The 17,643-nt window shown below is 62.2% G+C and carries 17 protein-coding genes and 1 pseudogene; 5 read left to right on the top strand and 13 right to left on the bottom strand.

The window, feature by feature from the left end:
* Positions 1-5: 5 nt before the first annotated feature.
* From ADIAG_RS15635 to ADIAG_RS15620, 4 genes are all read right to left on the bottom strand, one after another.
* The gene (locus tag ADIAG_RS15635; RefSeq protein WP_007272391.1) at positions 6-1,076 is read right to left on the bottom strand and encodes an amidohydrolase family protein; all 1,071 of its coding nucleotides are present in this window, start codon (positions 1,074-1,076) and stop codon (positions 6-8) included.
* Entirely contained in the window at positions 1,073-2,197 is a 1,125-nt protein-coding gene (locus tag ADIAG_RS15630) for an FAD-dependent monooxygenase (protein ID WP_007272390.1), read from the bottom strand. The genes ADIAG_RS15635 and ADIAG_RS15630 overlap by 4 nt, the downstream gene beginning before the upstream one ends.
* Before the next feature lie 199 nt (positions 2,198-2,396).
* Entirely contained in the window at positions 2,397-3,332 is a 936-nt protein-coding gene (locus ADIAG_RS15625) for a fumarylacetoacetate hydrolase family protein (RefSeq protein ID WP_007272389.1), read from the bottom strand.
* A gap of 4 nt (positions 3,333-3,336) precedes the next feature.
* Positions 3,337-4,356: a VOC family protein gene (locus ADIAG_RS15620; protein WP_007272388.1), complete on the bottom strand. Its 1,020-nt coding sequence runs from the start codon at positions 4,354-4,356 to the stop codon at positions 3,337-3,339.
* A gap of 478 nt (positions 4,357-4,834) precedes the next feature.
* On the opposite strand from ADIAG_RS15620, the gene ADIAG_RS15615 reads away from it, so the two are divergent.
* Positions 4,835-5,221, top strand: a complete 387-nt coding sequence (locus ADIAG_RS15615) for a hypothetical protein (protein ID WP_007272387.1) — start codon at positions 4,835-4,837, stop codon at positions 5,219-5,221.
* A 122-nt stretch (positions 5,222-5,343) separates the two neighbouring features.
* Here ADIAG_RS15615 and ADIAG_RS15610 read toward each other — a convergent pair.
* A pseudogene (locus tag ADIAG_RS15610) lies at positions 5,344-6,027 on the bottom strand (tyrosine-protein phosphatase); the annotation flags it as partial.
* A 233-nt stretch (positions 6,028-6,260) separates the two neighbouring features.
* Between ADIAG_RS15610 and ADIAG_RS15605 the strand changes: the two are divergent.
* The gene (locus tag ADIAG_RS15605; RefSeq protein WP_007272385.1) at positions 6,261-6,743 is read left to right on the top strand and encodes a hypothetical protein; all 483 of its coding nucleotides are present in this window, start codon (positions 6,261-6,263) and stop codon (positions 6,741-6,743) included.
* 14 nt (positions 6,744-6,757) lie between these two features.
* Positions 6,758-7,111, top strand: a complete 354-nt coding sequence (locus ADIAG_RS15600) for a hypothetical protein (RefSeq protein WP_043475393.1) — start codon at positions 6,758-6,760, stop codon at positions 7,109-7,111.
* Between the two features lie 292 nt (positions 7,112-7,403).
* Here ADIAG_RS15600 and ADIAG_RS15595 read toward each other — a convergent pair whose 3' ends face one another.
* The 8 genes from ADIAG_RS15595 to dapB all read right to left on the bottom strand — a co-directional run bounded on the left by ADIAG_RS15595 (position 7,404) and on the right by dapB (position 14,647).
* Complete coding sequence (locus ADIAG_RS15595; RefSeq protein ID WP_200859407.1) at positions 7,404-7,883, bottom strand: GNAT family N-acetyltransferase; 480 nt, start codon at positions 7,881-7,883, stop codon at positions 7,404-7,406.
* A gap of 83 nt (positions 7,884-7,966) precedes the next feature.
* Positions 7,967-8,260 carry a hypothetical protein gene (locus tag ADIAG_RS15590; RefSeq protein ID WP_007272382.1) on the bottom strand — a complete coding sequence of 98 codons (294 nt, stop codon included), beginning with the start codon at positions 8,258-8,260 and terminating at the stop codon, positions 7,967-7,969.
* Complete coding sequence (locus ADIAG_RS15585; protein ID WP_007272381.1) at positions 8,257-8,637, bottom strand: DUF952 domain-containing protein; 381 nt, start codon at positions 8,635-8,637, stop codon at positions 8,257-8,259. Before ADIAG_RS15585 ends, ADIAG_RS15590 begins: the two co-directional genes overlap by 4 nt.
* 159 nt (positions 8,638-8,796) lie before the next feature.
* Positions 8,797-10,719: an ExeM/NucH family extracellular endonuclease gene (locus tag ADIAG_RS15580; RefSeq protein ID WP_007272380.1), complete on the bottom strand. Its 1,923-nt coding sequence runs from the start codon at positions 10,717-10,719 to the stop codon at positions 8,797-8,799.
* A gap of 382 nt (positions 10,720-11,101) precedes the next feature.
* Positions 11,102-11,581, bottom strand: coding sequence for an anthrone oxygenase family protein (locus tag ADIAG_RS21030; protein ID WP_007272379.1), 480 nt, complete (start codon positions 11,579-11,581; stop codon positions 11,102-11,104).
* 213 nt (positions 11,582-11,794) lie between these two features.
* The gene (locus ADIAG_RS15565; RefSeq protein WP_007272378.1) at positions 11,795-13,123 is read right to left on the bottom strand and encodes an aminotransferase class V-fold PLP-dependent enzyme; all 1,329 of its coding nucleotides are present in this window, start codon (positions 13,121-13,123) and stop codon (positions 11,795-11,797) included.
* Between the two features lie 302 nt (positions 13,124-13,425).
* Positions 13,426-13,881 carry a tetratricopeptide repeat protein gene (locus ADIAG_RS15560; RefSeq protein ID WP_007272377.1) on the bottom strand — a complete coding sequence of 152 codons (456 nt, stop codon included), beginning with the start codon at positions 13,879-13,881 and terminating at the stop codon, positions 13,426-13,428.
* A gap of 7 nt (positions 13,882-13,888) precedes the next feature.
* Complete coding sequence (gene dapB / locus ADIAG_RS15555) at positions 13,889-14,647, bottom strand: 4-hydroxy-tetrahydrodipicolinate reductase (RefSeq protein ID WP_007272376.1); 759 nt, start codon at positions 14,645-14,647, stop codon at positions 13,889-13,891.
* A 720-nt stretch (positions 14,648-15,367) separates the two neighbouring features.
* On the opposite strand from dapB, the gene ADIAG_RS15545 reads away from it, so the two are divergent.
* Both ADIAG_RS15545 and ADIAG_RS15540 read left to right on the top strand, forming a co-directional pair.
* Entirely contained in the window at positions 15,368-16,648 is a 1,281-nt protein-coding gene (locus ADIAG_RS15545) for a glycosyltransferase (RefSeq protein WP_043475386.1), read from the top strand.
* A gap of 259 nt (positions 16,649-16,907) precedes the next feature.
* On the top strand, positions 16,908-17,360 hold the full coding sequence (locus tag ADIAG_RS15540) for a universal stress protein (RefSeq protein ID WP_007272374.1): 453 nt from the start codon (positions 16,908-16,910) through the stop codon (positions 17,358-17,360).
* Positions 17,361-17,643 lie beyond the last annotated feature (283 nt).

Here is a 17,643-nt window from a genome sequence, read left to right as displayed (position 1 = left end):
GGGAATCAGCGCCTTTCCAAGGATTGTTGGGTGTTTTCTTTCAGTGCTGCCAGCGGCCGTAGCCCGAGAGACACAGCATTGGTGCGCAGGATGGCCTCGCGCTCGGCCGGGCTTATATCAGCTTCCGCCACCTCGATCGTGGGATCTTCGGTGCCCATGTCAAAGGGATAATCTGAACCGAGAATGATCCGTTCTATTCCCACCGAAGACGCGAGGGATACTAGCTCTACGGCGCCATGAACCAAGGAATCAAACCACAAACGCCCCAAGTAGGCTGATGGTGGTTCGACGCAGTCACGGGCTTCGGGCCGCATCCTCCAGGCGCGGTCCGATCTGCCGATCGCCCGCGGCAGGTAGCCGCCGCCGTGGGCGGCCAGAACCTTCAGGTCGGGATAGCGGTCCAAAACACCGGAGAAGATCAGGTGTGACAGCGCCACAGCATTTTCCGCGGGCTGTGCCACGGTGTTGGACAGATAGAAACGGTCCAGCCGGGCTTCGAGAGGACAGCCAAATGGATGCAGGAAGATCACAGCATCCAGTTCTTGGGCTCGAGCCCAGAAAGCATCCAGCCGAGTGTCGGATAGTTCGACGGTTCCACCCTGTCCGTCGGGAGCATAGGAACCTATTTCGACTCCCAGCAGGCCATTCCCGATGACCGCGTCATCGAGCATTTCAACCATCAGTTCGGGATGCTGCAGAGGCACCAGTCCCAAGCCATGAAATTTATCGGGGACCTGGTCAATATATTCTCGGACCAATCGGTTGGTCATCGTCGCGAGCTCTCTGGCGAGTTCCAGCTGCGCGAAGGCATAGTAATGCGATGGTGAGGGGGAAACTATTTGTACGTCAACGCCGCTTGCCTCCATTCGGGCAAGCCGGGTCGGCAGATCGGTCAACAGCTCCCAGCGTTCACGAATCATGGCCCCGGAGTATTTCTGCGACGTCGCTCCGTGGCGGATCGCATCCACCCGCCGATGTTCGGCCAGCCCCTCGGGATCCTTTTCGGAGACTAGTGCATCAAGCTGTGGAAATAGCACGTGGGCATGCACGTCAATCACCGGTAATTGGGCGCTCATGCCGGGACCACCAATCGGGCAGCCAGGGTTGCCAGCAACCCTGGGACATCGGCATCCTTGTTGCCGTCGAACAGCCACTGGCCTAGTTGCGCCGAGGCGTTCACCACCGCACCTGCCCGTTCGAGCCGACGGTCATGGAACTGTTCCCAGAGCCGCTCATCCAGTGTCTCGGAGTTGATCAGTAATTCGGCCAGGACTGCTGCGTCTTCCAGTGCCATGGCCGCTCCCTGGGCGATGGTCGGTGGGCAGCTGTGTGCCGCGTCCCCGATGATCACCGTGCGTCCGCGATGCCAGTTCCCTTCGACCAGGTGCGTGGTGAATCTGGTGTAGTTCACCTGAGCCCCGTTTTGGAGATATTTGCGGATCTCGGTCCAGGGCCCACCGTAATTGGCTGCCAGATCCGCCATGACCCCGGCATCGTGCACGTCGTGTCGGTCCTGGGCCTGCTCCACGAGGTAGGCGTACATGTGCTCCTCCCCCGTCGGGCAGTACCCTGCGATGTAGCAGGTTCCGCCGTAGGTAAGGTCAGTGCGCACAACCTCGGGCGGGCGGGGCACGAAGGCCCTCCAGATGCCCATACCTGTTGACTCGGGCTCGGTTTCGATGCCCAGGGCCCGGCGTACCGTGGAGTGGATGCCGTCGGCACCGATGAGCAAGTCGTAGTCATGTTTGTCCCCATCGGCGGTGTGCACCTGGACCCGGGTGCCATCGTCGTGGATGGATTCGACCGACTTTCCGTAGCTGATCTTCACGCCCGCTTCACGGGCCCGTTCGCGCATGATCGATGCGAGTTCGGGTCGATTCATGCCCAGGGTCGCCGGCAGGTCCTCCCCGCCCATGAGTGCGTCGTCGACGATGGCCAGCACCGTCCCGTTCGGATCCGGGGCACGGAGCCCCAGCTCATTGAACGCATATCCGTGCTCGGAGATCCGCTCCCATAGGCCCAGTTGCCGCAGTACCCGCAGGGCATTGCCTTGCAGCGTGATTCCCGATCCCCAGGTCGAGGGCGCATCGGTCTTTTCCAGAATTTCCACTTCAATGCCGGCGTCGGCCAGGAATATTGCCACTCCCAGTCCGGCGGCACCGGCACCGACGACGCCGACTTGCGATACTGCAGCCATCTGATTTTCTCCTTCGTTATTTGCCTTGGACGATTGCTCCTTGGAGAGCCCTCGGTTTCACCGGCGAGGCTCTCGGGTTCCCACGATTCTCTGCGGAGAAACCCCCGGTGCGCACCGGCGGCTGTGCGCACCGGCGGCTAGACATTCATGCGGGAGCACGCCCACTCCCCCACGCCGGCACCCACCCGGGGTCCGCTTACTACCGAACTTCGTCGCGGCACGGCACGTTTTGAGTGCCCAGCCCGGTGATGCTGCCTTCCATCACGTCGCCGTCGCGCAGCAGTCGCCCCCAGTGCGCACCGTTGCCCGAGGGAGAACCGGTGAGCACCAGGTCCCCGGGCATCAGCGGCATGTTCCACGAGGCATGGGAGACCAGTTGGGCCACGGTGAAGATCATGTCGGCCGTGGATTCGTCCTGCATGATGCGCCCATTGAGTTTTAATTGGACGGTCAGGTCCTGGGGGTCCTCAACGAATTTTGCTGGAACCAGCCAGGGGCCTGTCGGTAGGAAGCCTGGCGCGTTTTTGCCGCGGTACCAGTCGGTGCCGATGGCCGGCATGTCTTTGCGGAACACCAGGTCGCGAGTGGTGATGTCGTTGACGATGGTGTAGCCAAAGACGTGCTCGAGTGCCTGTTCGGGAGTCAGTCGGAAGGCACGCTTGCCGATCACCGCGGCCAGCTCGAGTTCCCAGTCATGGGTTTTGCTGTAGTGCGGGAGTTCAAGCTCTTCGTCGGGTCCGGCGACCGCGGCGGGGAGACCAATGAAGAAATACGGGAGACCTTCCTGGGCTCGCTTGTCCATGACCAGCGCTGTCGCTGCCCGGACTTCCGCCTCGTCTTCGCCCTCTTTTTTGTGGGAAACGGCCAAGTCGATCACGTGGGTGCGGTAGTTGGCGCCCGCCTGGATGATCTGGGCTGGTTGCACAGGCGCCAGGAGTGTGACCGTCTGTGCGTCGAGCCAGTCGTCCGTTGCTCCGGATGAGACCATCCGGTCGAGTTCGCCTTCCCAGCTCGACCAATCTCCGATGATCGAGTTGATCTGTCCCTCGAGCTTTTTGATGCGTCCGTCGACCAAGAGGCCGAGGTGCTCTTGTTCGTTACCGGGCTGCGCGAAGCGGACCAATGAGTACCCCATGGTCTTAGCCACGCCCTTGCTTCGCGTAGGGGTTGAGCAGCTCGGCCTTCATTTCATCCGAGGCACCTTCTTCGGTTGCGGTGAAACCGTCAGCGGGCGGGAAGGATTCGGTCAGGGAGTGTGGCATCGCTCCGTTGCGGTAGAAGTTGTTAGAGCCCTCGGCAGGAGTCCAGGTCTTGGCTTCCCAATCCGGGACGTAGTTGCGGTAGCCTCCGGAATTCAGCTCCACACGCAGGCCGCTTGGCTCGCGGAAGTACAAGAAGTTCTGCTCGCCGATGCCATGGATGGACGGGCCGTATTCCATGGGGGTGCCATTTTCCATCATGACGTCTGCGGTGCGCAGCAGGTCTTCGGTGGTGTCCACCCAGAAGGCGATATGGTTCACGCGGCCGGCGGTGTCGGAGGTGTCCATCACGACGCCGAGATCGTGGGACTTTTCGTTGGTGGTCAGCACGGAGAAGACCGTAATGGGGGCTTCTTCCAGCTCGGTGAAGGCCATGACGCGGAAGCCCATGGCCTTGTTGTGCCAGTCGGCGAAGGCCCGCACATCGGAGGCGGCCACGGTCACGTGGTCGAGGAACCTCGGGGCCGCTGCGTGGCTGCTGCGCTTCTCCGGGCGGTCCGGATAGATCGAGGCGAATTCGGTGTCGGCTTCAAAACGGTCGACCTCATAGAAAAGTCGCATGTGGTGCCCAAACGGGCCGGTGAATTCATAGGCGCGGCCGTAACCGACGCCGCCCTCGTTCCAGGTGCCCTGTACACCGTTCTTTTCGATCCGCGCGGCGATAGCTTCGAGCGCTTCTGCGCTGTTGGTGCGCCATGCCATGCGGGCAAGTGATGCAACGTCGCCGGGAACCACTACGAGGCTGTAGCGGTAGTAGTCGCCCCAGCAGCGTAGATAGACATTTCCGTCGGCGCGTTCGGTGATGCGCATCCCGAATTTTTCCTCATAGAAGCGTGCGGAAGCCTCGACATCGGGGCTTGTTACTTCGAGGTGTGCGAGATGGGAAAGTGGACGTTCCATGGATACGCCTTTCAGGTCGACGAGCGCTCCCTGTGAGCCTCACCACCATTCTGTGTCGATCTCAATATTTGCGGAACCGCCTCATGCGTATGCTAACTATCCGCCTTACAAATAATCAGACGCGTTCGAATACACACATTGTGGCGTGCCCGTGGAACGCACACGATGGGGGGATTCTTGAGGTGGAAAGCAAACCTTCATCTCGGCGAGCGCCCTTGCCTTTTCGGCCACGCTTGTCCGTGGCGGGCCAGACGCGACCAAGCCAATCCACGCGGTCGGTTGCCTGATGTTTGGGCTGGTGCTCAAGTTCATGGGTCGGCGTGCTCCGCTGGAGGCGCTGGTTCATTCGGTGTTCCGGACGCTGGGGCGCAGCGCGTAGCACCGTCCTTCGATCCTTGATTCGGAATCCCGCCGCGGACCGCAATGCTTTGTGGCAAGATCATGATTGATGACATCCACGACCAAGATATCTGGTGCCATGAATCACCATCCCCTCCGGGTGCCCGGTGATCCGTTGAGCCCCCGTGAACGCGCACTGCTGGACATACTGTGCTCGGGCACTTGGCGCGGAACCAGCGAGGCGCGCCAACAGCTGGCCCACGCCCGCTGGGGCGGACTGGAATTCGATGACTGCGAATGCTTCCTTATCGACGTGCCCGAAGAGCTGGATCTTCCAAGAATTCCCAAACGTTCGGGCGGGCCGTTTGCAACAGTGGAGGTCCTCGATGGAGAAACTGCCCTTGGCCATTTGAACCTCTGGGCGGTGGACGGATTACTGCATTCGGTGGACTACATGACGTTCGACGCCCCGGATGAGCAGCTCCCCGCCGCGGAGCTTCTCGGCGACGGACCCTTCAAAGGCTGAACAGGGGCACTGCCATGCTCGGGCCGTGGTCTGACGATCGAACCTGGCGGCGCGATTTCTGGCTTCCCACCGTCGCCGAACTTCCGGCGGTCCATCGCTTACCGTGATTCGGACACGAGCAGCTACGGGTCGACCAGCAGCGAGCGCAAAGATTCCCGTGTCGCCATGCCCACCTTCAGCACATCGAAGATCTCTTGGACTCCCCCGGCAACCTCGCGAACCAGCGGGAACTTGTCCGCCAACCCGGAATCAACCTGATTCCTCGTCCATTCGGCCTGTTGGTCGATCGTGGGTGAATGGTTCGCAACACCGGCCATGACGCGGACGGACGCGGCGTAGTCCGCGGCCACGAGAACTGGCTCCACGCCGGCGTTGCCCAGAAGCAATGCGCAGATCATCCCAGTGCGGTCCCGCCCCGCACTGCAGTAGACCAGCACGCCCGGGATGGCCGTGGCAATGGCGTCATGTGCCGCCTTCACCAAATGCGGCTGCAGACGCCAGTTGTGGCTCCAGTATTCGGGCGAATCCAGGATCGGGAAGCACGTCTGACGGAACTCGGGGTCTTCGTGGCCCTCGGTCGGCGCCTGTCGGATCGTGACCCCGGCGAGCGCTTCGGCCGGGACGACGGGATCAGCGGCTTGGGCTCCGGACTCATAGCCGCAGCGCAGGTCCACGATCGTGGACAAACCCCAGTGCCGAGCCGCGTTCCAGCCCAAGATGTTCAGGCGTTCACGGCGCGGACCTCGTGCGAGCCTTCCCGGAATCGTCGCGCCACCGCCGGCAAGCGATGTTGGTACCCCACCGAGGTCCCTGGCATTGGGCTATCCGTCCCATGCAAGATCATTCATCCAGCACCATTACGACGTTCAGCGATTGCGAACGGATGCGACGTTGAGGCTTGGAACGCACCAGGAAGTCGCAAGCCTTTGTCTGGCCCGCCGGCTCCGGGACTGCCTGCAGAGCCCCTGGCACGCACCTCCAAATATCTCCTGAGGCAAGGAATCTTGATACATTTGAACTAGTCATGAACTATTGAGTTATGTGTGCTGCAAAAATTCTTCCCCCAACGCGAACCGAAAACTTCTCAACTTTTCTACGCCACCCAAATAGTGTCATTGAGAAGTTGGAGCAGGGTGAAATTCGTTTGGTCCGCCGCGGTGCCGAAGACCTTGTCATTGCGCGAGTGAGCCAGAATAGCGAGAGCCGTGAGGCCTTGGAACATCTCGCAAGACTCATAGCAGCCAGCCTTGACGACGCGACTTGCGATCGGATGGCCAACAGTCTCGCGGACGAATACCCGTGGATTGAGTTCCTCCCTGTAGACGAGCGCCGGGAATTCGTCGGCAGCTACTTTCGACTTCTGCGCGCCAGTGCCAAGCTTGGCGCGTTTGGCCGAGTGACCGAGCTGCTGAACTCTTGGGAGGGGACCGCCGAAGCATATGCCCTCGGACTCGAACCGGTCGCTATCGATAAAGACTTCCTTGCCTCTGACAAAGCTTTGGTCCCGGCCCCCCGCGCATGATGGCGAAGAAGGACATGGAGGTTCTGCGACCTTCAAAAACCACGGAATACACACTGAGGTTCGGTTCCACTGCTGCCAGCAAGGGATGGTCCGATTTCAAAGCGACGGCAAACAATGCCTTAGCCGACGCGTGGGATCACCTCGTACGACACCGCGAGGAAAGTTCGGAGCGCTGCTACCCGTTAAAAGGCAAACATTTCGGCTCAGCGAACTTTGGCGAGCATAGCTACGTTCAATGGCAGTACAAGGTCACGGATGGCGGCCGGATCTGGTACATCGTTGTACCGGCGTCGAAAAAAGAAAAAGGCACCGGAACTGTCATCATCACACGATGTTCAACGAGCCATCCCAAGGAAACCGACTCCTGAGCCCAGTTCACCGCCTTGTCCGTGCACACCTGCCTAAATCGTTGGCATTGTGGTGGCCGACCCCAGCATTGCCGAGTTTTTCGCCCACAAGTGCCCCCGCCCCGGACCGCTATCGGACGGGTGCCGGTGGACTGCCTTGGATCTTCTCGGCCGAGAGCCCGTCACATAGCGTTCCCAAGAAATGCCGCGGAAGGAACGGATGGGCCCGCATCCCGTGGACCAGCCTCATGGGAACAGGAGGACGTCCACCAACGTGGCCACTCCCCGGGGCATGGCAGGGACCGAGACCGCTTTATAGGTGTCGCACCAGGGTGCCAGCGTCGAAATACGGTCCGGCGGGAACGAACCCGAGTCGTTCATAGAGGGATCGTGCAGGGTTTCCGGTCTCGACGCTGAGGCTGATGGCAGGCAACGCCCTGGATCGGGCATGTTCGAAGATCCCGGTGATCAGACGAGTACCGAGGCCGAGGCCGCGCTGCCCCTCGGCAACCCAGACGCATAGTTCGGGGATCGAGGCATCAACAAAACCGAACCCCGGATCTGCAGCGGTGAAGTAACGTAGCCACACGGCACCCACGGCAACCCCCTGCGCGTCCTCCGCGACGAGGCCGAAATCGAAAGGCCCGGGCCACCACGTGAAGTAGTGCGCGATGGCGGGAACCGCCATCGCCTGGTCGAGTGTGTACCGTGGACCCGCCCAGTTCATGTTCCCCAAGGTGGCTCGCGCCAGCAGCTCCTGCTCATCGGCCCGTAGAGCACGAATCATGGTCATTTCCCCCGCATTCATCCCCATGCCTGCCACACTACCCACTCAGCTCCGGCTCTTCGATGGTGCGACCGCCCCGGCCCGGTGGGCTAGGGACCGGAAATCAGCGTGATGGTCTGGATCAGGCCCGGAACCAGTACCAGACCCAGGACGCCCGAGGCGATGGCCCAACCGAGTCGCCCCGCACGGTGGGCAAGCCAGGCCCCCACCAAACCGAGAAGTATGGGCACCACCATGAACCCTGCAGGCAACAGTGCCCCGGTTCCTCGCCAGTCAGGCAGCAGCAGCGTGATGACCACGGCGCTCAGCATCAGGATCCACGTGGCAAGCGGTCTTCCGTTGCGGTGAGTCATACCGTTGGCCTCGGAACGCTGGGCGCTCATGGCGTGGTTCCTCTCAAATTGTTGATGTCCGGTACCGATAACGTCCCGTCACTCATGGTTGCCCGGTGTGTGGCCCTGACCCATTCGGTCTGCAGCTCACCGTAGAAATGCGGAAAAAGTTCCCCGGTCCCGCCATCCTCGAAGCGGATCTCGATGCCCGCGGCGGAAATCGCGGATGCGTCCAGCTCCAGCACCACCAGTTCCCCGGAATAATCGGCGTAGATAAATGATGCGACCGCAGGCAGCTGGTCTTCGGACGAACAGTGGATGTAGCCGACCTCGGCGAGCGTCGCACCACGGGTCGACTGCCGATAGACACCAGCTTCCTGGGCAGCCTCCCATGACTCGGTTTCGGTCAGGTGCAGGATTTTGGTCATGAAACCAGCTTAGTCAGTCCGTGTTGCATTCGTTCGTGCGAAACCACTGATCAAGGGCCCGGGTATCAGCCGCGATCCGTCCTTGACCTGATCTATTGGCATCAGCATGGCCAAGGGGCCTGTGGATCTTTGTGATCCACAGGCCCCTTGGCCATGTCCCTACTTCTTGTTCAGTTGCAGCCCCACGAGCACCGGGTCGTGATCCGAAGAGCGGAACTGGTCCGGGGCAAACAGCTGGGCCACGTTGTAGTTGAAGCGGCTGTATTCGTATGCCACGGACTCGGTGGCGTTGATGTTCCAGATGGTCTGGCCAGTGACGTGCTGCGCCACTTCGCGTGAACCAAAAATGTGGTCCAGCGAGCCGGTGCGCCCGGCAAAGAGGTAGCTCCGGGTCTTCGCGTCGGCTCCCAGATCCACGTATCCGGCCCGAGCCAGAACCTGGATCGGTTCCTCGGCGGAGTACGAGTTGAAATCGCCGGCCAACAGCACCTTGTTGGTGTTGTGCTTCTTTTTCAGTCCCTGGGCGAACCGCACCAGGGCCTCTGCCTGATCAACACGCGCGGCATTCCATGCCCCTGCGCCATCTCCCTTATCCGCGTTGTCCGAACCGTCCTGGGGATCCGATCCCTTGGACTTGAAGTGATTGGCCACCGCCAGGAAGCGGGTCTTGGAGTTGCCACCCACACGCTGGAAGGCCTGCGCTAAGGGTTCGCGGGCGTTATAAAATGCTGGGTCTTCCAAGATGGTCGATTTACCGATGGTTTTCACGGCGTCGGCCTTGTAGATCATCGCGGTGCGGATGACATCCTCGTCGGCCGGAACCGATGAGGGGCTTGGTACGTACTTCCACTGCTGCGTTCCTGCAGCCTGGTTCAGCGCATCCACCAAGGTGGCCAGCGCGTCATCGCGGTCCAACCCAAAGCGGGCGGAATTTTCGATCTCTTCCAAGACCACGACGTCGGCGTCGAACTTGTTCAGGGCCGAGACGATCTTGGCCTGCTGGCGTGCGAGGTTTTCGCTGTTGGCGGCGCCGCGGGCGTCGCACCCACTGCGCACGGTGACCGGCTGGCCCTCGCGGTCGGTGTAGTAACTACAACCATTCAGCTGGTCCCCGGTGGTGGTGAAGTAGTTCAAGACGTTGAAGCTGCCAACGCTGATGTTTCCGCCCACGGCCTCGGGCCCGGCATCCTTGACTTGGGCGAAGGCAGCCGGAATGTCGGCATCCTCGGCACCGACAACCTGGCCTTGTGGCTGCACCCGCCACTGGTCGTAGCGATAGTCCATGATGACCGGACCGGTGAAGGTGGCGGCGGCACCGACGCTCACGTGGTGATCGGCCGAGAGATACGGGAGGGGAATGGACTTGTTGGTGTTCGAACCCAGGAAGTTCACCGTGGCACCATCATCCAGCAGCAGCGCGCGCTCTTGATTCTCCGCTTCTAGGGCCACGGCTTCGGTACTGCCCGGTGCAAACGCATCGGTCGCCTGACGCAGGGTCCGCTCCCCCGGCAGGATCTCACTGGTTCCATGCGCCAGGGTGATTTCGCCGTACTGGTTCAGCGAGTAGTTATCGGCAACTGTCCACTGTCCCTGCGGATCGATCAGCATCGATTCAAAGCGCTCACGCTCATTGTCCGAGGAAGGAATCTCCAGGGCCAGCGGCTTGATGGCAGCTGCAGGTTCGGTGAGCAACTCAATGCCGGAGCCCGAAGCACTGAGCTGGGTCAGCCCAAAGTATTCGCTAACCGTTCCGCTGACCTGCACGTGGTCACCCACGGCAACCTTGTCCACGCCGCTGGGTGAGTATACGAAGATTCCCGAGCTTCCTTCAGGGGAAATCTCGCTGCCGCTGCCCGCGGTTTGGATGTAAAAGCCGCGAAAGCCGCCCTCGGAGTAGGCGCCTGTTACCACCGCGCGAACGGTGACCTGTTGGCCGACCATCTCGCTGGCTGTTCCCGTGCCCTGGACTTTTTCGATGGAGGTCACCTGGGTAACGGCCGCAGTGGCCGGAGCCATGGCCCCCAAAGCCATTGAGGCCGCAATGGTCGCGGTGGCCAACGCAATAGTTGCGCGGTTCTTCATGGATTTCCCCTAGCTCATGGTTGTCCCGTGGCGCTGTAGCGCACGGTGTATAGCCCGAACAGATCTGATCATTTCAAGGTGAACTGGGCATGAATGGGGGTTGAACCCCGCCCTGGTCCGCGCTTGATGGGCATTGAACCATCCAAGACCATGAGGTGACTCACGTCTAGCCTTTTGCTTTACTCACCCTCGGGAAACGGAGGCAAGCACCCAGATTCCGGGCGCCTGCTGCACGAAAGAACAGGGCCGAGCCCACATACTCAATAGGCAGCGGACCCTACGAGTCGACTCCTCGAAGAGCCTTGAGGTTTTCGGTCACTTCTTTTGCCAGACTTGGCCCCAATATTTCCTCGCTGCAGGTGGCGAGGTAGAGCTAACGCCTCTAAATCACCAGGGAGTAGCCGAGTACCACGGGAACGGCCGTCGAGAGGATGGTGCGGGCAAGATTGAACCGGTGCCACGGGATGTGAAACGATTTCCAGCTATCAGCAGCCGAACCGCTTCCAGCCTCGCTAGCCAGTTGATTATTCAGTGGGACATTGCCCAGCACGGTAATGCTGAAGGCCGCGATTCCCAAGGCTGCACCGATGACGCGAACTATGGCATCCGGGACCCAGTTACCGGCGGCCATCTCCATGACCACCAAGGCCACGGAGCCGATCAGGGAACCAAAGAAGATGATCATGAAGGGCCAGCGGACGGCTGCTATATTAATCCACTGCATCGCTGACACCGCTTCATGGGGCTGCGCCCTGCGCAATGCTGGCATGACGATTGCGGCGAAGGCGAAGTACACGCCCCCAGCGATCGCCGAACATGTTGACGTGGCGACGGTAAGGGTCATCAGCAGTGGTTCGTTCATGGTCGCCCACCTCCAGAATTCTGTTCTGTCGCTCCCGTGACAGTGCCATGGGAGGACGCGGAGTCGTGGACTGTCGAGCGCCGACACGTTGCCGTCAGATACATGAATCCGTCCTTGCTTATCTATCGTGGCGGCATGGACCCAAACGCTGGCGAGATGGACGGCGTGCCACTAGCGACTGTCGCATCGGGTGCCATCGGGGCAGCGAGCACCTCAGAACTTCGAGGCGGCGGCACGCACGGCGCGGGCAAAGAGGTCTGCGTCATCCATCGTGTTGTACAAAGCGGGTGTCACGCGGATGACTTCGCCACGTTCCACTCCGCCACGGCGGACGGCGAAGACGCCCCACTCATCGCTCAGGTACTTGGTGATGGCCGTGGACTGCGCGGAGGTGGTGTTGCCTTGGATCCGGAATGAGGTCAGGGCGCCGTACATGCTCGGATCCTCGGGTGTGAGGATCTGCAGGTTTGGCACGTCGAGGACCTGGTGCACCCAGCGGTCTCGGAGCAGCCGCAGGCGGGCCTGCTTGTTCGCGGCGCCCACCGCACGGTGGAAGTCCAACGCGGCGGGCACAGCCAGGAGGTTCGCGGAATTGGTCGTGCCGGTGTGGATCCGCGAGCGGACATCGTCTGTGCCGTAGTCCTCGTCAGCGAAATGCCTGTCGATATCTGCCAGCCGATCCTTGCGAATGTAGAGGAAACCTACCCCCAGCGGGGCACCCATCCACTTGTGCAGGTTGAATCCGATGAATGGGCTCTTCAAATCGGCGACGTTGAAGTCCAGCTGGCCCCAGGAGTGGGCGGCATCGATCACGGTGTCAACGCCTCGTGCGGCGGCCATCTCGGAGATTTCAGCGATCGGCGGGACCAGCCCGGTGCGGTGCGAGACATGCGTGAGAAGCAGGAGCTTGATCTTGGGGTGATCGGTGAGCAGTCGCTCGTAGTAGTCCAAGACTGACTGGCGAGTGGCTGGCTCGGGGATGGCCGTGCGGATAACCTCGACGCCACGACGGTCGCGCAGCCAGTTCATCGCATATTGCATCGAGTCGTAGTCCAGGTCCGCGTAGGCGACGGCATCGCCCGGAGCGAGCTTGTTGTACCCACCGATGATGGCCTGTAGCGCCTCGGTGGCACCTCGGGTCACGGCGATCTCATCGACCGAGCAGCCCAGCTCGGCAGCGATTCGTTCGCGCACCGCCGATGCCTCGGTTCCGAATTCGCGGCGCATGAACCAGGAGTTTTCTTCCTGAATCCGCGCTGTCGCCTGAGCGTAAGCGGTCCGAGCGTTTCTCGGGTTCGCCCCGAAGTAGCCGTTTTCGAAGTTGACCGTCGCATCGGTCATTTCGAAGTGCTTGGCTACCTGCTTCCAGTACTTCTCATCGCCAGCGATTTTGTCCGCGGAACCTTTCGGGGCGTTAGGCAGTTTGCGGCCCGCCGGGATCACCGAGGCGGCAGACGCGGCGGGCTTGGCCACCAGTCCGGCTAATGCGATGGCGCCTACTCCGGCCGAGCCCGTAAGCATTCGTCTGCGGTCAAAATCCATGGGGAACTCTCCTTGAGTTGGTGCAGCTTGCTCGGCTGCGAGCCAGCGGCACCCATCTTCTCCCCCGCGAGTGGCCACCAACTGACCTTCACGTATCCGCGGATCAAACAATGGGCAAACGAGGTCAGCAACCAGCTGGCACAGTGGCTCTAAACGCGGAAAAGAGGTGCGCAAAGCTCGGAGGCGGACATGTTGCTCGGCACCCAGAGACGTGCCTCAGCACAAAAAGAGAAGGGTTGCCGCTCTTCGTTCATTTCTGAATCGAGAGCAGCAACCCTTCTCTTGGGTAAAAGCCTTGGTTTCTAGGCCTTAGTCTTGGAGCTTTCCAGGTAGAACCCGATGGCTGTGCGCATGGATTCACGGGCGCGACGTCGGTCCCCTGCCGCGTCATAGGCCAGGGCCAGGCGGTGCCAAGACTTCCACGACGTGGGGTTCGCCTCGGCCTCTTCCTTGTATTGGACGAAGTCCTCATCGGCGGCCGCCTTGATGATGCGTCCCGACGGGGTGCGGGGCAGGTTGTCCTCGGGCAGCAACCCTTCGGCGCCCAGAATCGAGGCCATCTTCTGCGTACGGGCCCCGAAGAGCACCTCGCGGATCAAGATCCATGCGCCGATCAACGGGACCACCAGGGCGGCGACACCAATGATCTTGGCAACCGGTTCCTCGGCCGAGATAAAGCGGATCGCCGAACCGAAGGCAACCACCAGGTAAAACGCGAAGAGCAGCAGAATGGCGCCGACCCAGATCTTAGTTTTCATACTGTTTCTAGCGTCCCAACTCGAGGTAGCCGTCAAGGCCGTAGGTCAGCCCCGGGCGCGAAGCCACGGTGCGCAGGCCCAGCAGGACGCCGGGCATGAAGGAGGCACGATCGTAGGAGTCGTGGCGCAGCGTGAGTTGCTCACCTTCCCCTCCGAGCAGGACCTCCTGGTGGGCGACAAGGCCGCGCAATCTCACCGAGTGCACATGCACCCCGTCCACGAGGGCGCCGCGTGCGCCGTCGAGCTGGGTTTCGGTGGCATCCGGGCTCGGTGCCACGCCGGCGGCCGCACGTTCGGCGGCGATCAGCTCGGCGGTGCGCACCGCTGTGCCCGAGGGGGCATCAACCTTGTTCGGGTGGTGCAATTCGATGATTTCCACCGATTCGAAGTAGCGTGCCGCGGTCGCGGCAAAGGCGGAAGCCAATACCGATCCCAGGGCGAAGTTGGGGGCGATGAGCACACCGGACTCGGGGTTCTTGGACAGCAAGGCGGTCAAGGATTCGCGTTTGGCATCGTCCCAGCCGGTGGTTCCCACCACCGCGTGGATTCCGTGCTCAACAGCAAAACGCACGTTGGCTTCGGTGCTTGCCGGGACACTGAGGTCCACCACGTGGGTGGCCCCGGTCTCGAGCAGGATCTCCAGCGAATCTCCACGGCCCAGCGTGGCCACCAGTTCCATGTCGTTGGCGGCGCCAACGGCCTTGACGGCCTCGGCTCCCATTCGTCCGGATGCGCCGAGCACGGCGACTTTCAATGGTGCACTCATGGTTTCCAGCTTATCGGGAAACCGCTGCAGGCAACGATTCGATGGCTCTATCGGAAGGCAGGCGGGACATGGCAGCATTCTGGACTGCGATTCTGGCCCTTTGCCACCCGGGTACAACCACGTACGCGGCTCCGATCTTCCCGGTTGGCAGCGCGGGGACAGACCTCGGGTCAGTCAGCGGCGGCCCCGCAGCGTAAAGGGGCACCCGCCCGATGCCAGCACCGCGACCACAACGCCATCCCAGGCCCCAGGATGCGCCCTGGGCCGAAACCGGTGAGAGACCCCGCGAAAAATCGCCGGCCAAAAAGCTCCCGGTTCGTCATGGAAGATACTGCCAGGCCATCGGATCTAGGGCATCTCGCCGACTCACTGAGCATTCTTCTCAGCGATGAAGATCCCTTGGATTCTGGCCAGGCGCTGGCACCTCGGCGCGCAGGTGAAACCGGAGCTGGGCATGTATAGGGGACACACCAGCGAGACCTCGGCGCGCTCGGCCATCACCTTCCGGGCGTTATTCGGGGGTTCGAGCACCGCCGGTTGGCCGACGGGTGCCTGCTGGCCCAGCAGGCTGGATGGCCTCAGATCGCCGAAACCCGGGGATCGCCGGGGGCTCCTCGCAGCCGTGGGAGTAGTAGCATGGGCGGTGTGCCGGGAAGCCTGGTCGGCGGCGATACCGCCCCATACACGGGCGACCACGGATCCTGTCCGGAGGAACCTGCCATGCATGTCTTGATCATGTCGTTTGGTACCCGTGGCGACATCCAGCCCTACGCCGCCTTGGCCGGTGCGCTCGCCCGCGCCGGGCACGACGTCACCCTCGCGGTCCCCTCCGGGTTCGCGGATCTGGTGCAGCACGCCGGTCCCGGGACCATCACGCACCACCAGGCCGGTTCCACGATGCTGCGCTTGCTTCGGGAGGTCATGCCCGAGTTGAGCGGTCCCCTCGATGCACTCCGGACCCTGCGGATCATGACCTCCGCGATGCGCGAGCTGAACGCCGAGTGCTGGGCTGCCGCGCAGGCGGCGCGCCCCGACGTGCTCGTCTACCACCCCAAGTGTCTTGCCGGGGCGCACATCGCCGAGGCATTGGGCGTGCCCGGCGTGCTGTCCCTCCCACTGCCATTTTTCACCCCCACTCGTGCACACGCGATGCCGTTCTTCGGCGGTGCCTCCTTCGGTGCCTGGGGAAACCGCGCAACCTACGGGTTCAGACGGGCGGCCGGACTTATGTACGGCGGCATGATCAACGACTTCCGACGCGAGGTCGGTCTGGGTCGCATCGGTCGGCTCGCGGACCCGCTCCGGAATCCGGACGGCAGTCCGGTCCACGTCCTGTACCCGTACAGCAGGCACGTGGTGCCGGTCCCCGATGATTACCCGCCCTCCGCCCACGTCACCGGCTACTGGTTCCCGGAACACGGTGACCAGGACGCCTGGAAGCCGCCCGCGGACCTGATGGATTTCCTCGCGGCGGGCGATCCTCCGGTCTATATCGGCTTCGGTTCCATGGGCTTCGGCAAGGGAGCGGATAAGCGCCGGGACGCGATCCTGGCCGCGCTGCGGGTTCATGGCCTGCGCGGGATCGTCGCGACCGGGTGGGGCGGCATCACCCCCGGCAAAGCCGGGACCGACGAGGTCCTGGTGCTGGAAGGCGCACCCCACGAATGGCTCTTCGAGCGCGTCGCGGCGGTCGTGCACCACGGCGGTGCGGGCTCGACCGCGGCCGGCCTCCGTGCGGGGCGGCCGACGCTCATCGTGCCGTTCCTGGGTGACCAGCCGTTCTGGGGCGCGCGCATCCACGCGCTCGGCGCCGGCCCCTCCCCGCTGGCTGCCAGGAAACTGGGCACGGGCCTGGCCGACCGCTTGGGCGACCTCGTCCACACCGACTCCTACGCCACCCGTGCAGCCGAACTGGGTGCCGCAATCCGCTCCGAGAACGGTCTCGCCGCCGGAGTGCACATCTTGGAACAGCTCGCCGGAGTGGCTGCCGTCGACGAATAGTCCTTCTTGTGGCAGTCACCCGCCCGCTCGCGCCCACGCCCGGCCCCATATGGGCGGCACTACCGATGATGCAGGCGCCGGGGACGGTTCTCGGCTCGCCCTGGTGATGGTCGTCGAGCCGGCCTCTTGCCGACCCTCAACTGGAGGCCGGCGGGGCACTCACCAGGCATATATCTTCGATCTTTGGGAGGCTGCTCTACGCACCGAGGGGCGCCACGAGTAATGTGGAATAACCAACCACCAGGCATCGGAGATCTACATGGGTCGGACATCTGGAACACCGACAATTGTCGTAGGCGTGGATGGCTCGGACGCCTCCCTCGAGGCCCTCCGACAGGCCCGGTACCTGGCAACGTCCTTGAACGCCCGCATCGAGGCCATCGGCTGCTGGGAGAACCCCCGCATGTACGACGGCTACGTGGTGATGGGCATCGATGGATTCAGGGAAAGTGCCGAAAAGGTCGTTACCCAGGCCGTGAGAAGTGTTTTCGGGCCCGAGACGCCGCCAAACCTCCAAATCAGTCTGGTGCAAGGAAATCCGAAAACTTCACTCGTCAAAGCCAGCAGGAACGCGGATTTCCTCATCGTGGGCAGACGCGGCCATGGAAAAATGGGCCAGCTGTTGATTGGGTCGGTCAGCGCTTCCTGCATCGCACACGCCAAATGCCCCGTTCTGGTGGTTCACACCCCGCAGGACGACGAAAGCCACTAACCCGGGTCCTGAGCAGCAGGGGTTGCGAATCTCCGTTTTCTTGCCTGAAGACCCTCGGCCGGTCGAGACCTTAAGGCGCCGGGGCGTTGGGGGCCGCGACGACCGACCCCCAACGGGTGGCTGTTCCCTGGAGATTTGCCCGCTTGTCAGTTTCGCAGCCGAGGGCCGCGAGTCATGGTGATGGCCTACACCTGGTTCACGGCGATCCTTCGCGCATCATGGCCACTGCGGACCTGCCACCGAGGTCTCGGGCACAGGTCAGTGGTTGGCCGGAAATTTCCAT

The sequence above is a fragment of the Paeniglutamicibacter gangotriensis Lz1y genome (assembly GCF_000348945.1).
Lineage (GTDB): Bacteria > Actinomycetota > Actinomycetes > Actinomycetales > Micrococcaceae > Paeniglutamicibacter > Paeniglutamicibacter gangotriensis.
This window is presented reverse-complemented; position numbering and strand designations above follow the sequence as displayed.